The sequence below is a fragment of the Edwardsiella ictaluri ATCC 33202 genome (assembly GCF_000264785.1).
GTDB classification, from domain to species: Bacteria; Pseudomonadota; Gammaproteobacteria; order Enterobacterales; family Enterobacteriaceae; genus Edwardsiella; species Edwardsiella ictaluri.
The window spans coordinates 1-15,227 of the sequence record NZ_AFJI01000026.1 but is presented as its reverse complement, the minus strand read 5'-3'; the positions used below and the strand labels follow the sequence as shown (position 1 = coordinate 15,227).

At 62.8% G+C, this 15,227-nt stretch carries 15 protein-coding genes and 1 tRNA gene; 8 read left to right on the top strand and 8 right to left on the bottom strand.

Going from position 1 to position 15,227, the window contains the following annotated elements:
- Positions 1-32 precede the first annotated feature (32 nt).
- Positions 33-854: a pyridoxal phosphatase gene (locus EIEH_RS03415; RefSeq protein ID WP_015872098.1), complete on the top strand. Its 822-nt coding sequence runs from the start codon at positions 33-35 to the stop codon at positions 852-854.
- A gap of 48 nt (positions 855-902) precedes the next feature.
- Here the strand turns inward: EIEH_RS03415 and modC are convergent, their stop codons facing one another.
- From modC to EIEH_RS17245, 5 genes are all read right to left on the bottom strand, one after another.
- The gene (gene modC / locus EIEH_RS03410; RefSeq protein WP_015872099.1) at positions 903-1,961 is read right to left on the bottom strand and encodes a molybdenum ABC transporter ATP-binding protein ModC; all 1,059 of its coding nucleotides are present in this window, start codon (positions 1,959-1,961) and stop codon (positions 903-905) included.
- 1 nt (position 1,962) lies between these two features.
- On the bottom strand, positions 1,963-2,655 hold the full coding sequence (modB, locus tag EIEH_RS03405; RefSeq protein ID WP_015872100.1) for a molybdate ABC transporter permease subunit: 693 nt from the start codon (positions 2,653-2,655) through the stop codon (positions 1,963-1,965).
- A gap of 9 nt (positions 2,656-2,664) precedes the next feature.
- Positions 2,665-3,432 carry a molybdate ABC transporter substrate-binding protein gene (gene modA / locus EIEH_RS03400; RefSeq protein WP_015872101.1) on the bottom strand — a complete coding sequence of 256 codons (768 nt, stop codon included), beginning with the start codon at positions 3,430-3,432 and terminating at the stop codon, positions 2,665-2,667.
- 150 nt (positions 3,433-3,582) lie between these two features.
- Positions 3,583-4,359, bottom strand: coding sequence for a YdcF family protein (locus EIEH_RS03395; RefSeq protein ID WP_015872102.1), 777 nt, complete (start codon positions 4,357-4,359; stop codon positions 3,583-3,585).
- A 123-nt stretch (positions 4,360-4,482) separates the two neighbouring features.
- Positions 4,483-4,626 (bottom strand): AcrZ family multidrug efflux pump-associated protein, encoded by a 144-nt coding sequence (locus tag EIEH_RS17245; protein ID WP_012849388.1) that lies wholly within the window; start codon positions 4,624-4,626, stop codon positions 4,483-4,485.
- Between the two features lie 204 nt (positions 4,627-4,830).
- Here EIEH_RS17245 and modE point away from each other — a divergent pair, with 204 nt between their 5' ends.
- The 6 genes from modE to galM all read left to right on the top strand — a co-directional run bounded on the left by modE (position 4,831) and on the right by galM (position 11,086).
- Positions 4,831-5,622, top strand: a complete 792-nt coding sequence (gene modE / locus EIEH_RS03385; protein ID WP_015872103.1) for a molybdenum-dependent transcriptional regulator — start codon at positions 4,831-4,833, stop codon at positions 5,620-5,622.
- A gap of 136 nt (positions 5,623-5,758) precedes the next feature.
- On the top strand, positions 5,759-6,574 hold the full coding sequence (locus EIEH_RS03380) for a CPBP family intramembrane glutamic endopeptidase (protein WP_015872104.1): 816 nt from the start codon (positions 5,759-5,761) through the stop codon (positions 6,572-6,574).
- A 217-nt stretch (positions 6,575-6,791) separates the two neighbouring features.
- On the top strand, positions 6,792-7,808 hold the full coding sequence (gene galE, locus EIEH_RS03375; protein WP_015872105.1) for a UDP-glucose 4-epimerase GalE: 1,017 nt from the start codon (positions 6,792-6,794) through the stop codon (positions 7,806-7,808).
- Between the two features lie 11 nt (positions 7,809-7,819).
- Entirely contained in the window at positions 7,820-8,863 is a 1,044-nt protein-coding gene (gene galT, locus EIEH_RS03370) for a galactose-1-phosphate uridylyltransferase (protein ID WP_015872106.1), read from the top strand.
- Between the two features lie 19 nt (positions 8,864-8,882).
- Positions 8,883-10,040 (top strand): galactokinase, encoded by a 1,158-nt coding sequence (galK, locus tag EIEH_RS03365; protein WP_015872107.1) that lies wholly within the window; start codon positions 8,883-8,885, stop codon positions 10,038-10,040.
- Entirely contained in the window at positions 10,034-11,086 is a 1,053-nt protein-coding gene (gene galM / locus EIEH_RS03360; RefSeq protein WP_015872108.1) for a galactose-1-epimerase, read from the top strand. The genes galK and galM overlap by 7 nt, the downstream gene beginning before the upstream one ends.
- A 60-nt stretch (positions 11,087-11,146) precedes the next feature.
- Here galM and EIEH_RS03355 read toward each other — a convergent pair whose 3' ends face one another.
- Entirely contained in the window at positions 11,147-12,523 is a 1,377-nt protein-coding gene (locus EIEH_RS03355) for an SLC13 family permease (RefSeq protein ID WP_015872109.1), read from the bottom strand.
- Positions 12,524-12,905: 382 nt separating this feature from the next.
- On the opposite strand from EIEH_RS03355, the gene gpmA reads away from it, so the two are divergent.
- A complete protein-coding gene (gpmA, locus tag EIEH_RS03350) occupies positions 12,906-13,658 on the top strand; it encodes a 2,3-diphosphoglycerate-dependent phosphoglycerate mutase (RefSeq protein ID WP_015872110.1) in 753 nt (250 codons plus the stop codon).
- Between the two features lie 56 nt (positions 13,659-13,714).
- On the opposite strand, the gene aroG is transcribed toward gpmA, so the two are convergent.
- Positions 13,715-14,779 (bottom strand): 3-deoxy-7-phosphoheptulonate synthase AroG, encoded by a 1,065-nt coding sequence (aroG, locus tag EIEH_RS03345; RefSeq protein WP_015872111.1) that lies wholly within the window; start codon positions 14,777-14,779, stop codon positions 13,715-13,717.
- Positions 14,780-15,141: 362 nt separating this feature from the next.
- Positions 15,142-15,217: transfer RNA gene (locus EIEH_RS03340), tRNA-Lys, on the bottom strand.
- Positions 15,218-15,227: the final 10 nt, after the last annotated feature.

The following is a 15,227-nucleotide window of genomic DNA, read 5'->3' as shown; positions in this document are numbered from 1 at the left end:
GGCGCAAACCCCATTGATTTAAGGTATCGCCAATGCACTATCGCTTGATTGCCCTCGATCTGGACGGCACCCTGCTCAACGCGCATAAACAGATCCTGCCGGAATCTCTGGCGGCACTGGCCGAGGCGCGCGCCGCCGGGCTGGAGGTGATGATCGTCACCGGCCGTCACCATGTCGCCATCCATCCGTTTTATCAGGCCCTGCAGCTGGATACGCCGGCCATCTGCTGCAATGGCACCTACCTGTACGACTACCCCGCCCGGCGCGTACTGGCCGCCGATCCGCTGCGCCCCGAGCAGGCGCGGGCGGTGCTGGCGCGCCTGGAGCAGCAGCAGATCCATGGACTGATGTATGTGGATAACGCGATGCTCTACCAGCGGCCGACCGGCCACGTACTGCGCTCTCACGCCTGGGCGGAGTCCCTGCCGGCGGATCAGCGCCCGGTGTTGCAGCAGGTCGACAGCCTGCATACCGCCGCCGGGCAGGCCGGCGCCATCTGGAAGTTCGCGACCTCAGACGAGGACACCGAGCGCCTGCGCGACTTCGCCGCCGGCATCGAGCGCGATCTGGGGCTGGCCTGCGAATGGTCATGGCACGATCAGGTGGATGTGGCGCAGGCGGGAAACAGCAAGGGGCGCCGCCTGGCCGAGTACGCCGCCGCGCGCGGCATCGCGATGGACCAGGTGGTCGCCTTTGGCGATAACTTTAATGATATCAGTATGCTGGAGTCTGTCGGCCTCGGCGTGGCCATGGGCAACAGCGCCGACGCCGTTAAGGCGCGCGCCGCGGAGAGCATCGGCAGCAATGAGACCCCGGCCATCGCCGACTTCCTGCGCCGTCGCGTACTGTCGTAATCAGCGGGGTATCGCGTCACGGCACCCGCCGTGACGCCGCCGTCGGGCCTATTGGTTGATGGACACGCTCTTAATCTGGGCGTACAGGCGCTGGCCCGGCGCCAGCCCCAGATCGTCACGCGCCCAGGGGGTGATCCGCGCCCACAGGGTCTCCCCCTCCAGCGCCAGCTTAACGTCCACCTGCCCCTCCACCTCCAGCAGCTCGACCACGCTGACCGCCAGAATATTGCGGATGCTGCTGGCGCGCGGCACCTCCCGCACCAGCGAGACATCCGCCGCGTTGATGCGCAGCCGCAGCCGATCCCCCGGCTCACCCGCCTGACGGCTCACCCACAGACACTGTGCGCCCAGCGCCAGGGCGCTCATCGCGTAGTGCGGATGGTGACGATCAAGACGCACGTTGAGCACGCTGCTCGGCTCCTCCTTTTGCAGCCAGGGACGCAGGGCGCTGCTGGCCCACACCGCCTCCAGACGGCCAAAGGCGCGCATCTGCCCGCGATCCAGCAGCAGCACGTGCTGCGCCAGGCGCAGGATCTCCTCCATGCTGTGGCTGACGTACAGAATGGGCGTGCGCACATCGCGCGCCAGACGCTCCAGATAGGGCAGCAGCTCACGCTTACGCGGCAGATCCAGGGAGGCCAGCGGCTCATCCATCAGCAGCAACTCCGGCGCGGTCAGCAGGGCGCGACCGATGGCCACCCGCTGCATCTCGCCGCCGGAGAGGGTGCGCGGAAAGCGCTCCAGCAGCGCGTCGATGCCCAACAGGCCGACGATATCGTCAAACTGCCCGCGCATCTGCGCCGCCATGCCATAGGTCAGGTTGCCGCGCACCCGGTAGTGGGGAAACAGGCGTGCATCCTGGAACACATAGCCGATGCGCCGCTGCTCCGGCGGCAGACAGATCCCGCGCTCGCAGTCCACCAGCGTGCGTCCGTTGAGCACAATGCGCCCCTGCTGCGGACGCGTCAGTCCGCCGATGGCGTTAATCAGCGAGGTCTTGCCCGCCCCGGACAGGCCGAAGATGGCGGTGATCCCCTCGCCCGGCAGATCGGCATCGACCCGCAGATCCAGATCGCCCAGGCGCTGGCGAAGATCAATATGCAACATCTCAGCCACCTCCCAGCCGTTTCTGACTCCAGCGCGCCAGCCACTCGGAGAGCATCAGCGACAGCAGCGACAGTGCAATGGCGATCGCACACAACCGGGCCGCCTCCGATTCAGCGCCCGGCGTCTCGATCAGGGTATACATCGCCAGCGGGATGGTGCGCGTCTCACCGGGAATATTGGATACAAAGGTAATGGTGGCGCCAAATTCACCCAGCGAGCGGGCGAAGGCCAGCACCGTCCCGGCCAGAATGCCGGGAAACGACAGGGGTAGGGTAATGGTAAAAAAGACCCGCAGTGGGCTGGCGCCCAGCGTGCGCGCCGCCTGCTCCAGGCGCCGATCCACCGAGGCCAGCGCCAGACGAATGGCGCGCACCATCAGCGGAAACGCCACCACCGCCGACGCCAGCGCGGCGCCATGCCAGCTGAAGCTGAAGCTGAAGCCAAACCAGCTGTACAGCCAGGCACCGATGACCCCCTTGCGCCCCATCGCCAGCAGCAGCAGGTAGCCGATGACCACCGGCGGCAGCACCAGCGGCAGGTGGATCACGCTGTCCAGCAGCGACTTACCGGGAAACCGGTAGCGCACCAGCACCCAGGCGGTCGCAATGCCCAGCGGCAGACTGAAGATCACCGCGGTGCCCGCCACCTGCAGGCTCAGCACCACGGCCTCCCATTCGTAGGGACTGAGAAACATACTCACGGATTAACGCGGGGTGAAGCCGTAACGGGTAAAGACGGTGGCCGCCTGTGGCCCCTTCAGATAATCGTAGAAGGCGTCGACCGCCGGGCTCTGTTTCCCCTTGACGATCGCCATCGGGTACTCCACCGGCTTATGGCTGTCCGCCGGGAAGACCCCAACCACCTTCACCTTTTTGCTGGCCACGGCGTCGGAGCCGTATACGATCCCCAGCGGCGCCTCGCCGCGCTCAACCAGCGCCAGCGCCGCACGCACGTCATTGGCCCGCGCCATCAATGGCGACAGCATCTCCCAGGCCCCCAGTGTCTGCAGCGACTCCTTGGCATAGATCCCCGCCGGCACGTGGTCCGGATCGCCTACCGCCAGACGGCCGCCATCCAGCAGTTTTTTCCAGTGAGTCTGCGCATTGATGGTAATTTGACCCAGCTTACTGTCAGTCGGCGCCACCAGCACCAGCTGATTCCCCAGCAGGGTATAGCGGGTCTCGGCCACCATGGTGTGTTTGTCGATGGCATAGTTCATCCACTTCTGATCGGCGGAGATGAACAGATCGGCTGGCGCCCCCTGATCGATCTGACGCGCCAGCGTCGAGGAGGAGGCGAACGAGGTCACGATGTTCACCTGCTTACCCTGCTGGTACTGCGCCGCAATCTCCTGCAGTGCGTTGGTCAGGGAGGCGGCGGCAAAGACCATCACCTTGTCTCCGGCCTGGGCGCCCTGGCAGACGCCGACGGCCAGTACGGCCCCCGCCAGTAACCTATTCCATGTTCTCATCACATCTCCCCGCGTCACTCGGTTATCTCGTTGTATAAACGATTATATGGCGTTAGCACGGGCAAGAACACTGAAAAAAGCGCTAAATATGACGCCGTTGGCATTTAGGCGTGACCACGGCGCAGATGTATCACCCGCGCGGCAGCTCACTTAGGCCAGCCGGAAGCCATAGCGCCCCCCCAGCGACGCCGCCACCCGCGTAAAGGCGGCCTCCACCGTATCGGGAATGGTGACATGGGCGATAAAATCGCGCCCGCGCGGCCCGTAACCCCGCTCATCGTCGCGCAGGCGCGGGATCTCCCCCAGCAGCAGCGACATAAAGCGCTCCAGCGGCCACAGGGCGCCGGGGGCCCCCGCGATCGTCACCCCGTCGGCGCTGCGCTCCAGGCGGGGCACAAAGGTCGGCCAGCTGGCAAACTGCACCGTGGGGCGATCCTGCCAGACCCGCAAAAAGGTTGCCAGCGTGCGGCGCTGCATCAGGGGATCCTGTACCAGCAGCAGGCGCGACGGCGTCGCCCCCTTCTCCTGCAGCAGCGCGCGGGCAAAGCGCGCGTTCTCCCCGCAGTTGGTCGACGCGCTCTCCAGCCAGATCTGCGACGGCACCAGCACTCCCTGCCGGAGAGCCAGTGCCGCCAGCAGCGGGGCTTCGGCCTGCCCCGCCGTCGCCAGCCCGCTGGCCGCCGGTTCATCGGCCAGCGCCTGATACAGCAGCGGCGTGGAGTGGCCGATTCCGCCGGCGATCAGCAGCCGCGGTGCCACGCCGACGCGCACGGCGTCGAAGCTGCGCCAGGCGGTCGGCAGCAGGGCGTTACCCAGCAACACCAGCAGATCGGCGCTGCCGACAGCGGGCCTCGCTCCGGCGAACGCATCGCAGGCCAAAAAGCGGGCGATCAGGTTGATATCATGTAGTTGGTCATCGGAAAACACGGCAGCCTCCGCGGCGGATGGAAAGTGGCAGCGCCAGACAGCACATCGCCCGGCTTTGCCGGGCGATGTCGGAAACACAGCGGCGCGATAGGCCCCCCGCATGGGGACGTCGCGCTGCGGATCTCAGGACTCTTTCTCTTCCGGGTGGCCCCAGGCGGAGATCAGGTTACACAGCTCCCCCATTCCCCAGATAAGCCCCATAATAATCGCCATCACCACGGGTACCATGATGGCGGCGACAACCAGACTCTTCAGCAATTCAAACATGGCTGACTTAACTCTCCATTGATATGCACAGTGCGCTAATCTACCGTTGACTTCGCCGCAAGCGGCGCAAAAAGGCAGCATCCTGTTCCACAGTGTAACCCAGCCGATAGCGTTTGGCATTGTTCAATCCGTGCGATACTCGCGGTTTGCCTGACGGGTGCCGGATCAGCCACAATAAGGGGGGCATCAATGCGAGGAGCCGCCATGCAAGCCGATATTTTACTCACCCTTAAACTACAGGATCGTCTGTTTGCCGATCCGCGCCGCATCGAGCTGCTCAAACAGGTGCGTCATACCGGATCCATCAGCCAGGGAGCCAGGCTGGCCGGGATCAGCTATAAAAGCGCCTGGGATGCCATCAATGAAATGAACCAGCTGGCGGACGACGAGATCGTCAAGCGTGCCACCGGCGGCAAAGGTGGCGGCGGCGCCCGGCTGACCCGCTACGGCGAGCGCCTGATAGCGCTGTACGATCTGCTGGAACAAATCCAACAGAAAGCCTTCGACGTACTGAAAACCGACGATCTGCCTCTAGACAGTCTGCTGGCGGCGATCGCCCGCTTCTCCCTGCAGACCAGCGCCCGCAACCAGTTTTTCGGCACCGTCATCGAGCGCGGAGAGGAGTCGGTCCAGCAACACCTGCTGGTGCAGCTGGCAGACGGAAAGACCTGTCTGCGCGCCGCCGTAACCGCCCAGAGCGCCCGTCGCCTGGCACTGCGGCCGGGTAAAGAGGTGCTGGTGCTGATCAAGGCACCCTGGATCCGCCTGTGCATCGACAACGCCCTGTGCGGCGCCGCCGACAATGCGCTGAGCGGCCAGGTCAGCCATATTCAGGCCGGCAGCGACAACAGCGAGGTGTTGATCGCGCTGCCCGGCGGTGAAACCCTGTGCGCCACCGTCGATAACCGCACCATGAGCCAGCTGCACCTGAACGTCGGCATGCCGATCAATGCCCTGTTTAACGCCGATCGGGTCATTATCGCCACCCTGACGTAAAACGCTGTGTGCCCCGGGGCAGACCTCTCCCCTCCCCGGTCTGCCCTGTCCGGCGTTTAACGGCGGTTTACCCCGCCGTGATAACATAATTGAAAACAAATGACGATAATCATTAACAACACCTAAGGGAATATTTATGTGGTGGATCATGTTACTGCCGCCGGCGCTGCTGGCGCTGGCGCCCCGCACCGCCTTTTTGCTGGCCGGACTCAGCGTCCTCCTCCTTGCGCAGCAGGGATTCATCACGCTGCCGGCCATCGCCATTCTGGCGCTGATGGGGCTGCTGCTATCGTTACGCCAGCGCCTGTCTCTGCCTCCGCTCTGGCGTGGCATCAGTGAGATCGCACTCCTCCTTGGTATTATCGCCCTCTACAAACACTATTTTCCCGGCTTTCACAATCCGCTGTTACTGGATCGGGTGAGTGCCGGGCCGCACAGCGCCCCATTTACCCTGTATGCCAACCTGGATAAGGCGCTGGTGCCGCTGCTGCTGCTGGCACTCTATCCTACGCTTCTGCGCCGTCCTGGCGCAGCCTCCGTCGCGCCGTGGCGCTGGGGCATACTGTTGCTCAGCGTACCGGCCCTGCTGCTGCTGGCCGTCGCGCTGGGCGGCCTGCAAATTGAACCGCACTGGCCCGCCTGGGCGCTGCTCTTTGCCATTATCAATCTGCTGTTTGTCTCCCTGGCAGAGGAGGCGCTATTTCGCGGCTACCTGCAACAGCGCCTGGGCGTCTGGCTTGGGCCATGGATTGCGCTGCCGATCAGCGCCATTCTGTTTGGGCTGGACCACCTGAGCGGCGGCCCGCTGTTGGCCATCTTCGCCACCCTCGCCGGGATCATTTACGGCCTGGCCTGGCAATGGAGCGGGCGCCTGTGGGTAGCCACCCTGTTCCACTTCGCTCTGAATATGCTGCACCTGCTGTTTTTTACCTACCCGCTCTATCGGCCTTGAGCCGCCGGGAGAAGCGTTGGCGTTATGTAAACGATACCACAAACAACGTTTCGCAATAGCCACCTCTCTGAATCAAATTCCATAAATGCGCCATTTTCACTGAAAAGTGGCGTTTAGCTATCCAATGTAAACGATTCCATTTTTACCGTGCGGATCACCTTTTTAAGCCCATGAGCATGCTATCTTTCTATTATTGGCATCGCATTGGGAGTCCAACATGATTGTATTAGTCACCGGAGGAAGCGGTTACATTGGCAGCCATACCTGCGTTCAGCTGCTGCAAGCGGGCCATACGCCGGTCATCCTCGATAATCAGTGCAACAGCAAGGCCAGCGTGCTGGATCGTATCGCCACCCTGACCGGCACACGCCCGCGGCTGTATCAGGGGGATGTTCGCGATCGGGCGCTGCTCAAGCGCATCTTTGCCGAGCAGGCCATCGACGCCGTGATCCACTTTGCCGGCCTGAAGGCCGTCGGCGAATCGGTGCAGCAGCCGCTGGCCTACTACGACAATAACGTCGGCGGTACGCTGATCCTGCTGGAGGCCATGGGCGACGCCGGGGTGCATAACATCATCTTCAGCTCTTCCGCCACCGTCTATGGCGAGCAGCCCCAGATACCCTATGTCGAAACCATGCCCACCGGCATGCCCGCCAGTCCCTATGGCCGCAGCAAGCTGATGGTGGAGCAAATCCTACAGGATCTGCAGCGTGCGGCGCCGCAGTGGAGCGTTACCCTGCTGCGCTACTTCAATCCGGTCGGCGCCCACCCCTCCGGCCTGATGGGCGAGGATCCGCAGGGGATCCCCAACAACCTGATGCCCTATATCTCCCAGGTAGCCATCGGCCGCCGCGACGCCCTGACTATTTTCGGCAACGACTATCCAACGCCCGACGGCACCGGCGTACGCGATTACATTCACGTGATGGATCTGGCCGATGGCCATCTGGCGGCACTACAGGCCAAGACCCAACGGCCCGGCGTGCACATCTACAACCTCGGCGCCGGGGTTGGCTACAGCGTTCTACAGGTGGTGGACGCCTTCAGCCGCGCCTGTGGTAAGGTGCTGCCCTACCGCTTTGCCCCGCGCAGAGAGGGCGATCTACCCGCCTACTGGGCCGACGCCGTCAAGGCCGATCGCGAGCTGAACTGGCGGGTCAGCCACACGCTACAGGCGATGGTCGAGGACACCTGGCGCTGGCAGTCACAGAACCCCACCGGTTACCCACAGTAAGGAGCGTAGCGATGAGCATTCCCTTTAATCCGGTGGATCACCCGCACCGCCGCTACAACCCCCTCAGCGATCAGTGGGTGCTGGTGTCACCGCACCGCGCCAAGCGCCCCTGGCAAGGTGCGCAGGAGACACCGGCCGTTACGGCCCTGCCGGCGCACGATCCCGACTGCTACCTGTGCCCGGGCAACCTGCGCGTTACCGGCGATCGCAATCCGGACTACCGCGCAACCCATGTGTTTACCAACGACTTTGCCGCCCTGATGCCCGATACCCCCGATGCACCGCACAGCGACGACACACTGATGCGCAGCGCCAGCGCGCGTGGCACCAGCCGGGTGATCTGCTTCTCGCCCGACCACAGCAAGACCCTGCCGCAGCTGACGCTGCCGGCGCTGGAGGCGGTGATCGAAACCTGGCAGCAGCAGAGCGCCGAGCTGGGCAGCCGCTACCCCTGGGTACAGGTCTTTGAGAATAAAGGCGCGGCCATGGGCTGCTCGAATCCCCACCCGCACGGCCAGATCTGGGCCAACAGCTTCCTGCCCAACGAGGCGGCGCGCGAAGATCGGCTGCAGCGCGACTACTTCGCCCGCCATCGCCGTCCGCTGCTGCTCGACTATCTGCAGCGCGAGCTGGATGACGGCAGCCGCACCGTGGTGGAGACCCGCCACTGGCTGGCGGTGGTGCCCTACTGGGCCGCCTGGCCATTCGAAACCCTGCTGCTGCCCAAGGCGCACCTGCTGCGCCTGCCCGATATCGATGCGGCGCAGCGCGGCGATCTGGCACTGGCGCTGAAAAAACTGACCAGCCGTTACGACAACCTGTTCCACTGCGCATTTCCCTACTCCATGGGGTGGCACGGCGCACCGTTCAACCAGGATAAGGCCGATCACTGGCAGCTACACGCCCACTTTTACCCGCCCCTGCTGCGCTCCGCTACGGTGCGCAAGTTTATGGTGGGATATGAAATGCTGGCGGAAACCCAGCGCGATTTGACGCCGGAGCAGGCGGCCGAACGCCTGCGTGCCGTCAGCGACGTCCACTTTAGCCAAGCCTGATCCCGAGAGGAGAACACCCATGCGCCTCCATGACCTGATTGCCGTGACCCGTGATATATTTACCCGTGAGTTTGGCTATGTGCCGCTGCTGTGCGTGCAGGCACCGGGACGGGTCAACCTGATCGGTGAACACACCGACTACAACGATGGCTTTGTACTGCCGTGCGCCATCGACTACCAGACCGTTATCAGCTGTGCGCCGCGCAGCGATCGCCGGGTACGCGTCATCGCCGCCGACTACAACGGTCAGCAGGACAGCTTCAGCCTCAATCAGCCCATCGACACCCGTGACGATATGATGTGGAGCAACTATGTCCGCGGGGTGATAAAACACCTGCAGCAGCGCTGCGACGGCATCGGTGGTATCGATATGGTGATCAGCGGCAACGTACCGCAGGGGGCGGGACTCAGCTCCTCCGCCTCGCTGGAGGTCGCCGTCGGCCAAGCGCTGCAGGCAGCGTATCAGCTGCCGCTGGACGGCGTCGCGCTGGCGCTCAACGGCCAGGAGGCGGAAAACCGCTTCGTCGGCTGCAACTGTGGCATCATGGATCAGCTGATCTCCGCCCTTGGACAGGCGCAGCACGCCCTGTTGATCGACTGCCGCGCCCTGACCACCCGCGCGGTGCCGCTGCCGCCGGAGGCCGCGGTGGTGATCATCAACTCCAACGTCAAGCGCGGACTGGTCGACAGCGAATACAACACCCGCCGCCAGCAGTGCGAAGCGGCAGCGCGATTCTTTGGCGTCGACGCCTTGCGCGACGTCACCCCGCAGCGCTTCGCCGCCGAGTCCCACGGGCTTCCGGCGCTGACCGTCCGCCGCGCGCGCCACGTGATCAGCGAAAACCAGCGTACGCTGCAGGCGGCCGACGCGCTCGCCGCGGGCGATCTGGTGCTGATGGGTGAGCTGATGGCGGCGTCCCACGCCTCCATGCGCGATGACTTCGCCATCACAGTTCCCCCCATCGATACCCTGGTCGGGATCGTCAAGGGGGTCATCGGCGATTGCGGCGGCGTGCGTATGACCGGCGGCGGATTCGGCGGCTGCGTCGTCGCACTGATACCGCGGACTCTGGTCGAGCCGGTACGCGCCGCCGTCGCCCGTGACTACGCTGGCCGTACCGGCCTGAAGGAAACTTTTTACGTCTGTCAGCCCTCGGCGGGAGCCAGCGTATGCTAACCCCAGCGCCACAGTATGAGACCGCGCCGGACGGCGCCCCCTTTCAGTTCACCGCGCTGCACAACGCCCGGGGCAGCACGCTGCTGCTGATGGACTGGGGAGCAACCTGGCTCTCCTGTCGCCTGGCGCTGCCCGGCGGGCAGGCGCGCGAGGTGCTGCTCGGCTGCCAGCGCGCCGGGCAATACCCGCAGCAGCAGGCCTTTCTGGGCGCCACCGTGGGACGCTATGCCAACCGGATCGCCCTCGCCCGCTACACCCGCCAGGGGAAAACCGTCGTACTGCAGCCCAGCCAGAGCGTCAATCAACTGCACGGCGGACCGCAAGGGTTTGACAAGTGCCGCTGGCAGCGGGTCGCCTGCGATGCGCGATCGGTGACCTACCGGCTGGACTCACCCGACGGCGATCAGGGCTATCCCGGCAACCTGAGGGTAGAGACCCGCTATGCCCTCAGCGACGACGATCGGGTCGAGATCCGCTGGCAGGCCAGCGTCGATCGCGCCTGCCCGGTCTGTCTGACCAACCATGCCTACTTTAATCTGGACGGCGAGGCGCAGACCGATGCGCTGGCGCAGCGCCTGCAGCTGAACGCCGATCGCTACCTGCCGGTGGATGAGGCAGGGATCCCCTGCGCACCGCTGACCGACGTGTCAGGCAGCGGAATGGACTTTCGCCAGGCCAAACGGTTGGGGCAGGATCTGCTCAGGGATGCCGACCAGCAGCGAGCTAAGGGCTATGACCACGCCTATCTGCTGCAGGCGCGCTGCGCCGACGGCGCCTATCCCGCCGCCGTACTGAGCGCCGCCGATGGCCGGGTTAGCCTACGGCTGTACACCAACGCTCCGGCACTGCAGCTCTACAGCGGGAATTTCCTTGCAGGCACCCCCGACCGCCGCGGTGGCCACTATGCCGACTATGCCGGCGTGGCGCTGGAGAGCGAGTTTTTACCCGACAGCCCCAACCATCCGGAATGGCCACAGCCCGACTGCATGCTGCAGCCCGGCGAGACCTACCGGGCTTTTACCCACTATCAGTTCAGACTGCGCTGAGAGCTACCACCGCGCGCGACGGCACATCCGTCCGCGCGGTGATGGCAGGCTCGGGGCACCTCAGCGCCAGAAGAACCAGGCGAACAGGCTGAGTGCAACGATGCTGACCAGGTTGAGCCAAAAGCCGACCCGCACCATCTCCCGCTGGCGGATATAGCCCGAGCCGAACACGATGGCATTCGGCGGCGTGGCCACGGGCAGCATGAAGGCGCAGGAGGCGCCAATCCCGATCACCAACGTCAGCAGGCTCTCCGGCATGCCCAGCGCCTTGGCGAGGGTTGCGAATACCGGCACCAGCAGCGCGGCGCTGGCGGTATTGCTGGTAAACTCGGTCAGAAAAATGATGAATGCCGCCACCACCAGCAGAATGATAAACCAGTGGCTCTGCCCAAAGATATCGGCCATACCGCGCGCCAAGATAGTGCTGGCGCCGGAGTCCTCCAGGATCAGGCTCAGGGTCAGTCCGCCACCGAACAACATCAGCACCCCCCACTCCGTATTGCGCTGGATCTGCTCCCAGCTGGCCACCCCGGTGGCGCCGATCAGCACCGCGGCCGACACCGCAACCAGGGTATCAAACTGCTTGATCCCGCCCAGCAGGGCACTGAGCTGGGTGCTGAAGATCCAGCCGGAGACCGTAAGCCCAAAGATAGCCAGCGCAATCAGGCGCGGCAAGGTCCACTCCAGGGTCTCCACCTGCAGCGTCACCCGGTGCGTCAGGTTAGGGCGCAGTATCAGGTAAAGCAGCCCCATCATCAGTGGCATCATCACCACCATCACCGGGATGCCAAACTTCATCCAGGTGAGGAAGTCGATCCCCAACTGCGCTGCGGCGATAGCGTTGGGCGGACTGCCCACCAGGGTACCGAGGCCACCGATGCTGGCGCTGTAGGCGATCCCCAGCAGCAGAAACACATAGGTATTACGCTCACGTACCGGATCCAGGTTAGCCAGGATCCCCAGCGCCAGCGGCAGCATCATCGCCGCCGTTGCCGTATTGCTGATCCACATAGAGAGCATTGCGGTGACGCTGAACAGCATCAATACCGCCGTCCCCATGCGCCCACCGGCCAAAAGCAGCAGCCGGTTGGCGATCAGGCGATCCAGCCCCTGCACGTGCAGCGCCGTCGCCAACACAAAGCCGCCGAAAAACAGAAAGATGGTTGGGTTAGAAAAAGACTTCAGCGCGCCGCCGGCGTCCAATAGTCCAAAGCCGATCGCCAGCAGCGGCACCAGCAGCGCCGTGATGGTTACATGTACCGCCTCTGTCAGCCACAGCACGCCGATAAACACGGTCAGCGCCAGGCCGGTATTGGCTTTTGCCTCAAAAGGCAGGGTATTAAGCAGCAGCAGCAGCGCGATATCGAACGCGATAATCACCAAGCCCCGCTGCGACGGTGGGCTGGTCACTGCAGCGGTCAACGGGGTTGCTTCCATGTAGAACCTCTCTATCCTGAATCGATGCCATACTTACCCCTATCGGCGCCGACGGTGCCCGATACCGAGAGGAATCGATGTCGGACGCCGGTGGCACGGAGCAGGCCCTTGCGTTAACAATTGAAACAAGCTGTTAACTATAATCAACAATCCCATGGGGAAAAACCCCGAAACGGCAAAAATGAGAGGCGGATAGGATCCCATCCGCACCGGGAGACAGCAATCGCCCGAATCGCGATCTGTCACGGCGGTGCATCGACTACACTGAAAAGATAGCGCTACGCGGTCGGAGAAAAGCGCCAGACGTGCGCCGGGTTATTGCATTCCACACACTATAATGATAATAATTATCATTATAGTGTCGTAATTAAGGAGTCTCACTATGGCTGTCACTAAACTGGTTCTGCTCCGCCACGGCGAAAGCGAATGGAACCGGGAAAACCGCTTCACCGGCTGGACCGACGTTGAACTGTCAGAGAAGGGGCGCCAGGAGGCACTGGCAGCAGGCCGTCTTCTGAAGGCGCAGGGATTTTCCTTTGACATCGCCTACACCTCCGTGCTTAAACGTGCCATTCATACTCTGTGGCACGTACTGGATAAGCTCGATCAGCCGTGGCTGCCGGTGGAGAAGTCATGGAAGCTCAATGAGCGTCACTATGGCGCTCTGCAGGGACTGAACAAGGCAGAGACCGCGCAGCAGTACGGCGATGAACAGGTCAAGCTATGGCGCCGCGCCTTTGCCATCACCCCGCCGGCCCTGACGCCGGACGATCCCCGCTATCCCGGTCACGATCCGCGCTATGCGGCCCTGAGCGCCGACGAACTCCCGCTGACCGAGAGCCTGGCCACCACCATTGAACGGGTGATCCCCTATTGGCAGCAGCAGATAGCACCACGTATCTCCGCCGGTGAGCGGATCATCATCGCCGCCCATGGCAATTCGCTGCGCGCGCTGGTAAAGCATCTGGATCACCTGAGCGAAGGCGAGATTGTCGAGCTGAATATCCCGACCGGCGTTCCGCTGGTATATGAGTTCGACAAAAATATGCGGCCGCTGCATCATTATTATCTCGGCGACGCCACCGAGATTGCCGCCCGCCAAAGCGCCGTCGCCAATCAGGGCAAGGCAGGCTAACCTAGCCCGCCTTCTTAACTCCGCCACGGCGCCGGGCTCCGTGGCGGCCAGCGCACCTAGGCGGTTAGCCGTGTCCGGCGCGCGCGTACCGCGTCGGCCAGCTGATGCAGGGCCCGCTCGCTGTCCTCCCAGCCGATGCAGGCATCAGTGACGCTCTGTCCATAACGCAGCGTCTCGCTGCCATCCGGGCTCTGATTTCCCTCCACCAGATGGCTTTCGATCATCACCCCCATAATAGCCTGCTCACCGGCGGCCATCTGGGCACAGACATCCCCGCATACCACCATCTGACGCTTGAACTGCTTGCTGCTATTCGCATGGCTGAAGTCGATCATTACCTGAGGCGGTAAACCGGCCTGACGTAAACCCGCCGTCACCATCTGTACGTCGGCGGCGCTGTAGTTGGGAGCCTTGCCACCGCGCAGAATGATATGGCAGTCACCGTTACCGCTGGTATTGACGATGGCCGAGTGCCCCCACTTGGTCACCGACAGGAAGCAATGTGGTGCCCCGGCCGCGTTGATGGCATCGATGGCGACCTTGATGGTACCATCGGTGCCGTTTTTAAAGCCGACGGGGCAAGAGAGCCCCGAGGCCAGTTCACGGTGCACCTGCGACTCGGTAGTTCGGGCCCCGATGGCGCCCCAGCTCATCAGATCGGCCAGATACTGCGGGGTAATCATATCGAGAAACTCCCCGGCAGTTGGCATCCCGCTATCGTTGATCTCCAGCAGCAGACGGCGGGCACTACGCAGGCCGTCGTTGATACAGTAGCTGCCATCCATATGTGGATCGTTGATCAGCCCCTTCCAACCCACGGTGGTACGTGGTTTCTCAAAGTAAACCCGCATTACAATCTCCAACTCACCGGCCAACGCACTGCGCAGCGCCAGCAAACGGGAGGCATACTCCTGCGCCGCCTGCGGATCATGGATGGAACAGGGACCAATGATCACCAGCAGGCGATCATCCTCTCCCTGTAGGATACGGTGAATGGCGCTACGGGTCTGCGACACCGTGCTGGCCGCACAGGCGGTAGCTGGAAAGGCTTCCAGCAGCGCCACCGGAGGCAGCAGTTCCTTGATCTGTTTAATACGTAAATCGTCGTTCTGATAGCTCATAGTGCATCCATTCGTGTCGTAGAAAAGGCGTATTGCGATACTTTTCAATCTATCCGCTTTCTCACGCCGTTGTAAACGGTGAGCTCTATCGCCTAGTTTTTATATAATTAATTGATATTTATTAATAAAAAAATGTAACTGAAATATCACTCTACGTTTCTCACTGTATTTGAAGTATCAAAATAATGAAATCGCTTAGTAACAGACTAATGCACTGGCGTCACCGACGCCGTGTGGGCATCAAAGAAGGATGAGCGTACGGACAATCTAGGTAAGCGGAGCGAGAGCGGTGAGGTGTCGCGCGATAACTGGAAAAGCACGCTGCGTAGGAAGCGAGGTAACAGATCGTCTGACGCGGAAAATGGTGGGTCGTGCAGGATTCGAACCTGCGACCAATTGATTAAAAGTCAACTGCTCTACCAACTGAGCTAACGACCCGCTCGATGGA